Origin of the sequence: Accumulibacter sp., from assembly GCF_016789985.1 — a bacterium.
Taxonomy (GTDB): domain Bacteria; phylum Pseudomonadota; class Gammaproteobacteria; order Burkholderiales; family Rhodocyclaceae; genus Accumulibacter.
The window spans coordinates 1-8,372 of record NZ_JAEUOL010000198.1 but is presented as its reverse complement, the minus strand read 5'-3'; the positions used below and the strand labels follow the sequence as shown (position 1 = coordinate 8,372).

The following is an 8,372-nucleotide window of genomic DNA, read 5'->3' as shown; positions in this document are numbered from 1 at the left end:
TCACCTGATCCTCACCGGCGACCTGCTCGATTTCAACGACGAGCGCGGCAAATTGTTCGAGATCGTGATCCAGTCGGGTGCCATGTTTGCCGTCTGCTGGGAGTATCGGGTGAAGATTGGCCAGGTTCTGCTTGGCCTGCCGAGCGACCGTGCGGCGCAGCGCTTTGCGCTCAACGTCCTGCTGGCCTTCCTGCCCCTGGCAATCATCGGGCTGTTGTTCGGCAAGGCCATCAAGGCCACCCTGTTCAACGCGCCGGTGGTGGCGACTGCCTTCATCGTCGGCGGCCTGTTCATCCTTTGGGCCGAGCGTCGCGAGCACCGCATTCGCATCGAGTCGGTCGATGACATGTCGCCAATCGATGCCATCAAGCTGGGTTTTGCCCAGGCGCTGGCACTGATTCCGGGCACTTCGCGCTCGGGTGCGACGATCATTGGCGGCCTTTTCTTCGGGCTGTCGCGACGTGCGGCAACCGAGTTCTCCTTTTTTCTGGCCATGCCGACACTGATCGGGGCAAGTCTCTACCAGCTTTACAAGGAGCGCGCCCTGTTGTCCTTCGATGATCTCGGGATGTGGGTCGTCGGTTTCATAGCTTCCTTTCTCTCGGCCTTCTGGGCGGTGCGCGAGCTCCTGCGCTACATCAGTACGCACGACTTCTCGGTGTTTGCCTGGTACCGCATCGCCTTCGGCATTGTCGTTCTGATCACCTGGCACTATGACGTGATCTCGTGGACGAGTGGTTGAGGTGGTCGGTCCGCGCATACTCTATCTGCACGGTTTCTGCTCTTCGCCGGCATCGTGGAAGGCCAGATTGCTCGGTGAACGTCTGGCGGTTGCCGGTCTTGGCGATCGTTTCGTGTGCCCGATGCTGCCGCCTGTACCCCTGGCGGCGATTGCCTGTGCAGAATCTCTGCTGGCTGACGCCGGTGGTCCGATGACACTGGTCGGTAGCTCCCTGGGTGGTTACTATGCGAGTTGGCTGGCGGAGAAGCACGATCTGCGCGCCGCCCTGATCAACCCTGCGGTAATGGCGCCGGAATTGCTCGGCGGGCTGGTCGGAATGCACCGCAATTTGCATACCGGCGATGCCTTCGAGTTTACCGCCGCACACGTCGCTCAACTGCGCGCCCTCGAAGCGCCCCGTGTCACGCCTTCACGCTATCTACTGCTGGTCGAGACCGGCGATGAAGTGCTCGATTACCGCCAGGCGGTGGCGCGCTACGCCGGGAGCCGGCAGATCATTTTGCCGGGGGGTGATCACAGCTTTCTCAGCTTCCCCGACTTCGTGTCCCAAATCATTGAATTCTGCGGGTTATAATCGCTGGGATGCATGTTCTATTCGAAGAAGACGGGGCTTTCAAGGCGGCCACCGTTGTGACCGACAACGACACTTCCCTGCAGGTCGAGACGGCCTCCGGCAAGCGCAGCAAGATCAAGTCGGCCAATGTCCTGCTGCGCTACAACGAACCGGCGCCAGCCAGCCTGCTCGATCAGGCCGGGTTGCTCGCCGCCGGGATCGAACCCGACTTCCTGTGGGAGTGTCTGGGTGAGGGCGAGTTTTCCTTCACCGATTTTGCCAGCGAGTACTTCGGGCATCTTGTCGGTGCGGTCGAGGCGGTGGCGCTGCTGCTGGCCCTGCATGCGGCGCCAATCTATTTTCATCGCAAGGGCAGGGGTCGTTTCCGCAAGGCTCCCGCCGGCATTCTGCAAGCTGCCCTCGCCGGGCTCGAAAAGAAGCGCCAGCAGGCACTGAGCATCGAGCACATGACCGCCCAGCTGACTGCCTTTGTCCTGCCGCCGGAGTTCCCGCCGATGCTCGGGCAGTTGCTCTACAAACCGGACCGCAACCGCAGCGAGACCAAGGCGCTGGAAGCGGCGTGCAGTCAAACCGGGCTTTCATCAGCCCACCTCCTGCAACGATGCGGTGCGATTCGCTCGGCGCACGACTATCATCTGCAGCGCTTCCTGCTCGAACAATTCCCGCGCGGCACCGGTTTTCCGGCGATCCCGCCGCCGTCAGTGCCGGTCGACCTGCCGCGCGCAGACGTGCAGGCGTTTTCGATTGATGATGCGACGACCACCGAAATCGACGATGCCTTTTCGCTGCAGACCTTACCCGGAGTAGGCTGGCGGGTCGGCATCCACATCGCTGCTCCGGCCTTGGGTATCGCTCCGGGCTCGCCACTTGATGAGATCGCTCGCGAGCGCTTGTCGACGGTCTACATGCCTGGCAACAAGTTCACCATGCTGCCCGACTCGGCGGTTGAACGCTACACTCTCGCCAGCGGGCGCGCTGTCCCGGCGGTCTCGCTCTACCTGACGGTGACGTCGGAGTTCGAGATCATCGCCGATGAGTCGCGTCTGGAAATCGTTCCGGTAGTGGCCAATCTGCGGCATCACGACATCGAACCGCTGTTCAACGAGCAGACCATTGCTGGTGGTCTGCCCGAGTTTGCCTTTCGCGACCACTTGCTGACGCTCTGGCAACTCGCCAACGCTTGCGAGGGCCGGCGGGGCAAACCGTCGGCAGTACCGGGCAATCACGACTACAATTTTCGTGTGACCGGTGACCTCGCCGATGCGGAATCCTGTCGGATCGAGATTTCTGCCCGCCGGCGCGGCAGTCCTCTTGACAAACTGGTTGCCGAGCTGATGATTGTTGCCAACAGTACGTGGGGTGGCCGGCTCGCCAGCAAGGGAGTGCCCGCGATCTATCGCGTGCAGACCGGCGGCAAGGTGCGCATGAGCACTTCGCCCCAGGCGCACGAAGGGCTCGGGGTGAAACAGTACGCCTGGTCTTCATCGCCGCTGCGGCGTTACGTCGACCTGCTCAACCAATGGCAACTGATCGCCTGCCTGAATGGTGACACGCCGCCCTTTGCCGCCCGCTCGGACGCCTTGTTCGCCGCGCTGCGCGACTTCGAGCTGACCTATGCTGCCTATGCCGAGTTCCAGCGCAACATGGAGCGCTACTGGTGTCTGCGCTGGTTGCGCCAGCAGGGGGTCGAAAGCATCGTGGCGACCATGGGGCGCGACAACCTGGCCAGGCTGGACGATCTGCCGCTCGTCCAGCGGCTGCCGTCGGCGCCCGAACTCAAGCCCGGGCAGCGCGTCTGCCTGCGTATCGAATCAATCGACTATCTGACGCTTGCCCTCGGCTGCCGCTACGTCGAGACATTGTCTTCGGCAGCCGGCAGTGATGACAAGGCCGCAGAAGAGGTGGGGGAGGCGTTCGATTGAGGTGAGCAACGGATCGCGTCAGCGGGCTGTGGGATGGTTTGCCAGCCTCCGGCTGTGGCTGGCGTTGGGTGTTTCATTGCTGCTGCATGGCCTGTTGCTTGCGGTGCACTTCAAGTTCCCTGATGCTTCACGTGTCTTCAAGGACCGGGCGCTCGACGTCATTCTGGTGAACAGCCGTTCGGCGCGCGCCCCCGCCGACGCACAGGTGCAGGCACAAGCCCATCTCGACAATGGCGGCAATACCGAGCAGGAGCGTCGCGCCAAAACGCCGCTACCGCCGGCACCCAGACATCAGGAGGGCGACGACCTCGATCACTCGCAGAAGCGCATCCATGCGCTCGAAGCACATCAGCAGAGGCTGGCGGCCCAGGCGCACAGCAAGACGGTGGTCAGCGCGAAGACCGAACAGGAGGCACAGCCCGATCCGGTACCCAATCTCAGTGGTCGCGATCTGGCACAAAGCGCTCTGGCAATGGCCCGCCTCGAAGGCGAGATTGCCAAGGAACTCGATGACTACAACAAACGGCCACGCAAGAAATTCATCGGTACCAGCGCGATGGAGTACCGCTTCGCGCAGTACTTCGAAGACTGGCGGCTCAAGGTCGAACGTGTAGGGACGCTCAATTACCCGGAAGCAGCACGTGGCAAGCTGTACGGCAGCCTGGTCCTGACCGTGACGATCCGCAGCGACGGCACGATCGACGGCGTTGAAATAAATCGCTCTTCAGGCCACAAGGTACTCGACGATGCCGCTCGCCGGATCGTCGCCATGGCCGCTCCGTTTGCTGCCTTTCCGCCGGCGATCCTGCACGATACCGATACCTTGGTCATTACACGTACCTGGAATTTCACTCAGCGCGACAGTCTGGAAACCAAGGCGACCAAGCGATGACCGACCGTTACTGTGTCTTTGGCAATCCGGTTGGTCATAGCAAATCGCCGGCGATTCATGCGGCCTTCGCTGCCCAGTGCCGGCAGGATCTCAGTTACGAGGCGATCCTGGCGCCGAGAGAGGGCTTCGCCGACAGCGTGCACGCGTTCATTGCGGCCGGCGGTCGCGGAGCCAATGTCACCGTACCGTTCAAGGAGGAAGCCTATCGACTGGCAACACGGCTGACTGCCCGGGCGGAGCGCGCCGGTGCCGTCAATACGCTGGTTTTCGGCACGGACCAGATGCTGGGCGACAATACCGATGGCGCCGGCTTGTTGCGCGATCTGATCGACAATCTCGGCCGGCCGATCGCCGGGAAGCGTGTCCTGCTGCTCGGCGCCGGTGGTGCTGCGCGTGGCGTCGCGGGACCGCTGCTCGATGCCAATCCGGCCTTGCTGGTGATCGCCAACCGCACCGCGGGCAAGGCCCGCGATCTTGCCCGGTGCTTGTCCGGAGCGGCCGAGCGGCGCGGCTGCGCCTATCCCGAACTGGCCGGTCTTTCCTTCGACCTGGTGATCAACGCCACCTCGGCGAGTCTTGGCGGCGTCATGCTGCCGCTGCCCGCTGGGGTTTTTGCGTCGGGCAGTCTGGCTTACGACATGATGTATGGCCAGCAGACGACCCCCTTTCTCACGCTGGCCGGCAATCAGGGTGCGGCGTATCTGGCCGATGGTCTCGGCATGCTGGCCGAACAGGCAGCCGAGGCATTCGCCGTGTGGCGAGGGGTACGTCCCGAGACGGCGTTGGTGATTGCCTGGTTGCGCGCCGCTACCTCCGGTGCGCTGGTGACCAGATGAAATATCTGCTTTGGGCAAAGCGGTTGCTGGCAGGCTGCCTCGCGCTGTTGCTGTTCTATCAGTTCTGGTTGTTTGGCTGGGTGCTGTGGTGGAACTGGATCGATCCGGATACCACGAGGTTCATGGAGATTCGCCTCGAGGAACTGCGCTTGCTGCAACCGCAGGCACAACTGAAGAAGCAGTGGATTCCCTACGAGCGGATTTCGACCAACCTCAAGCGGGCGATCATTGCCTCCGAAGATGCCCGTTTCGTCGATCACGAAGGTTTCGACTGGGACGGTATCCAGCACGCGCTGGAGAAGAACCAGAAAAAGGGGCGCATCGTCGCTGGCGGTTCGACCATTTCGCAACAATTGGCCAAGAACCTTTTCCTGACTCCGTCGAGGACGCCCTGGCGCAAGCTGGAAGAAGGGGTGATCACCCTGATGCTCGAGGCGACCTGGAGCAAACGGAGGATTCTCGAGGTCTATCTGAATGTCATTGAGTGGGGCAGCGGGGTGTTCGGTGCCGAAGCTGCGGCGCGTCATTACTACGGAATTGCGGCCGCGCAGTTGTCGGCCGAGCAGGCCGCGCGCCTGGCCGGAATGGTTCCCAGCCCGCGTTTCTATGACCGCAACCGTAATGCACCCGGGCTGGCCAGGAAGACGGCGATCATTCTCGCCCGCATGCCGTCTGCCGATCTCCCCTGAAGGCGCCCTGCTCTGCCACCAGTTCGTCGCTGGCTGCTTGGCGAACGGCAGGCCTGCGCTACTATCCGGGTTCCATCAATCTTTCGCTCGCCTGTTCCGGCGAGCAATCAAGGAGTGACCGTTCATGAAGCTTCGCACCGTTTTTCTCTTGCTGATCCTTGGCGCCATCGCAGCCTTCTCGGCGCTCAACTGGAATGCCTTCATCGCACCCACCACGTTGTCCCTCGGGTTGGCCGAAGTGGAGGCGCCACTCGGGGTGATCATGCTGGGTGTGGTCGGTTTTCTCGGCACCTTCTTCCTGGTGTTCATCGTCTACGTGCAGGCCTCGGCGCTCTTCGACTCCCGGCGCCATGCACAGGAACTGCAACTCAACCGGGAACTGGCGGACAAGGCCGAAGCCTCGCGCTTTACCGAGCTGCGCGGCTTTCTTGAGAGGGAGCTGCAGAAACTGGCTGGCCGTGGCGCAGCCGGATCTGCAGCAACTGATGCCGCACTCCTGGACCGGCTCGACCGCCTGGAGAGGGCGCTCTTGCAAGCCGTGGAACAGTCGGGCAACGGTCTTGCCGCCTGTATTGGCGAACTCGAAGATCGCCTCGAGCGGAAGGATGAGCTGGCCGCCCGTCGTCAACCGGGCGCCTACTGAGCCCTGCCCGTCGGGACGAGGGAGAATGGAACGGGATTTTCGGCAGGGTGGCCTGCCGAAAATCGTGTCTGACGAGGGTGTGTGGCGACGACGGAGTGGTGAGACTCAGCGCTCGCCGTAGGCGCGGCGTCCACCGCCGTGGCTGGCCTTCTGTGGCGAGTCATGGCGTCCGGTGCGCGACAGGCCATCGCGCCAGGGCGCGGCGGGTTTGGCGAAGCGCTTGTCGGCCTGTCCGGCCGGCAGGCCCGGAGTGCGCTTGTCAGCGCCTTGCCAGGCCGGTTTCCCGGGGGGACGCGGCTTGGCCGGAGCCGGGTGACGGGTCGGCTCGTGCCCGGCAACCACTTCGACCGGAATCGGCTGCCTGATAAAGCGCTCGATCTTTCTGACGTTGAACTGCTCGGCATGATGCACCAGCGAGATCGCGAGGCCGCTCCGCCCGGCACGACCGGTGCGGCCGATGCGGTGTACGTAGTCTTCGGCCGCCTTTGGCAGATCGTAGTTGAAGACGTGAGTGATGGTCGGCACATCGATGCCGCGCGCCGCGACGTCGGTGGCGACCAGGATTCGCACCTGGCCACGCCGGACGGCGGCGAGTGTGCGGTTGCGGGCACCCTGATGCATGTCGCCATGCAGCGCAGCGGCGTTCAGCCCGGCGACGTTCAGGCGATCGCTGACGTTGTCGGCATCGCGTTTGGTGGCGGTAAATACCAGCGCCTGGTCGATCGCTGCGTCACGCAGAAGGTGATCGAGCAGGCGGTTCTTGTGCGCCAGGTCATCGACGAAATGCATCCGCTGTTCAATGTGTTCGTGTCTGGATGAAGGGGCGTCGACCTGGATGCGCAGGGCGTTGCGCGTCATGCGCTGCGCCATCTCGCCGACCGTGCCGTCAAGCGTCGCCGAGAAGAGCATGGTCTGCCGTGTGGCCGGAGTGGCCGCGACGATCCGCTCGATGTCTTCGATGAAGCCCATGTCCAGCATGCGGTCGGCCTCGTCGAGGACCAGCATCTGCAACCGGGCAAAGTCGATCTTGCCAGAACTCATGTGGTCGATCAAACGGCCGGGAGTGGCAACCAGAATCTCCGGGTTGCGGCCGAGCAGTTCCATCTGCTTCGGATAGGGCATGCCGCCGAGGATGGCCACAGCCCGCACCTGGTGCAGTTGACGGCCGTATTTCTCGGTTGCCGCGGTGACCTGGAGGGCAAGTTCGCGGGTCGGCGTGAGGACCAGCATGCGCGGCTGCGCCGCCTGAAAGCGCTGCCGCTCGTAGCCGCGCGCCGCCGCCGGGCGGCGTTCCTGGCGCAGGCTGCGCGGACCGCCTGGCGGGCGTTCCTGCAGCGCCAGATGGTGCAAGGCGGGCAGCATGAAGGCGGCGGTCTTGCCGGAGCCGGTTTGCGAGGAAACCATCAGGTCGCGGCCCTCGATGGCTGCGGGAATGGCTTGTATCTGCACCGCTGTCGGCACGCTGTAGCCGGAATCGGTGAGGGCGGCGAGGATGGCCGGATGAAGGCCGATTTCTGCAAAAGTCATGTTCTCTTTCGAATGGATGTGGCGCGCGCCGCCGCAACGGCGGGACGCGCTGTTGAATCAAGAGGGGGCAACGCCAACCAACGAAAAGCTGAGAGACAGACTCTGTCCGATCAACGGCAGCCAGCACCAATCAGTACAAAAGCTTTGTGCCGGAACGGCGCTGATTGAATCGACACCAGAAGGCAGGAGGGCTTGAGAGTTACGGCCAGGTTCGCGATGCGCGGGGCACGGCACAGATCGCTGCGTCGTGCGGCGCGCATTATAACACCGCAACGCCTGCTGTCGAGTTTCGACTTCGTCGCAGGCTCCGGTCTGGCGATCGCGCCACCAACCGGAGGTACGTGAGGTTCGTCGAGAGGCACGGCGAGCAGCCCAATCTCCTGTCTCCGGTGGCTTGTCCTCGCCAGGCTTACCACCCATCACTTTTAATGTAATCTCTGATTATTACGAGGCAACACATTGAGAGACGATGGGAAAGACAGATAAGTTAGCGGACGAGGTACGGTTTGGTCTGGAAGAGGCCCTCCCTGGGATGCGCAAGACGATC

At 62.9% G+C, this 8,372-nt stretch carries 8 protein-coding genes; 7 read left to right on the top strand and 1 reads right to left on the bottom strand.

Features of this window, described 5'->3' with window-relative positions:
• The 7 genes from JNK99_RS11715 to JNK99_RS11685 all read left to right on the top strand — a co-directional run.
• Positions 1–742, top strand: a 742-nt coding sequence (locus JNK99_RS11715; protein WP_291853184.1) for an undecaprenyl-diphosphate phosphatase, incomplete at its 5' end; no start/stop codon positions are given.
• Between the two features lies 1 nt (position 743).
• Complete coding sequence (locus JNK99_RS11710) at positions 744–1,316, top strand: YqiA/YcfP family alpha/beta fold hydrolase (RefSeq protein WP_291853181.1); 573 nt, start codon at positions 744–746, stop codon at positions 1,314–1,316.
• An 8-nt stretch (positions 1,317–1,324) separates the two neighbouring features.
• Positions 1,325–3,238, top strand: coding sequence for an RNB domain-containing ribonuclease (locus JNK99_RS11705; protein ID WP_291853178.1), 1,914 nt, complete (start codon positions 1,325–1,327; stop codon positions 3,236–3,238).
• A 1-nt stretch (position 3,239) separates the two neighbouring features.
• Entirely contained in the window at positions 3,240–4,130 is an 891-nt protein-coding gene (locus tag JNK99_RS11700; RefSeq protein ID WP_291853175.1) for a TonB family protein, read from the top strand.
• Positions 4,127–4,966, top strand: a complete 840-nt coding sequence (gene aroE / locus JNK99_RS11695; protein ID WP_291853172.1) for a shikimate dehydrogenase — start codon at positions 4,127–4,129, stop codon at positions 4,964–4,966. Before JNK99_RS11700 ends, aroE begins: the two co-directional genes overlap by 4 nt.
• Positions 4,963–5,655, top strand: coding sequence for a monofunctional biosynthetic peptidoglycan transglycosylase (gene mtgA, locus JNK99_RS11690; RefSeq protein WP_291853169.1), 693 nt, complete (start codon positions 4,963–4,965; stop codon positions 5,653–5,655). The genes aroE and mtgA overlap by 4 nt, the downstream gene beginning before the upstream one ends.
• 124 nt (positions 5,656–5,779) lie before the next feature.
• Positions 5,780–6,298, top strand: coding sequence for a LapA family protein (locus tag JNK99_RS11685; RefSeq protein WP_291853166.1), 519 nt, complete (start codon positions 5,780–5,782; stop codon positions 6,296–6,298).
• Between the two features lie 105 nt (positions 6,299–6,403).
• On the opposite strand, the gene JNK99_RS11680 is transcribed toward JNK99_RS11685, so the two are convergent.
• On the bottom strand, positions 6,404–7,825 hold the full coding sequence (locus JNK99_RS11680; protein ID WP_291853164.1) for a DEAD/DEAH box helicase: 1,422 nt from the start codon (positions 7,823–7,825) through the stop codon (positions 6,404–6,406).
• Between the last annotated feature and the right edge of the window lie 547 nt (positions 7,826–8,372).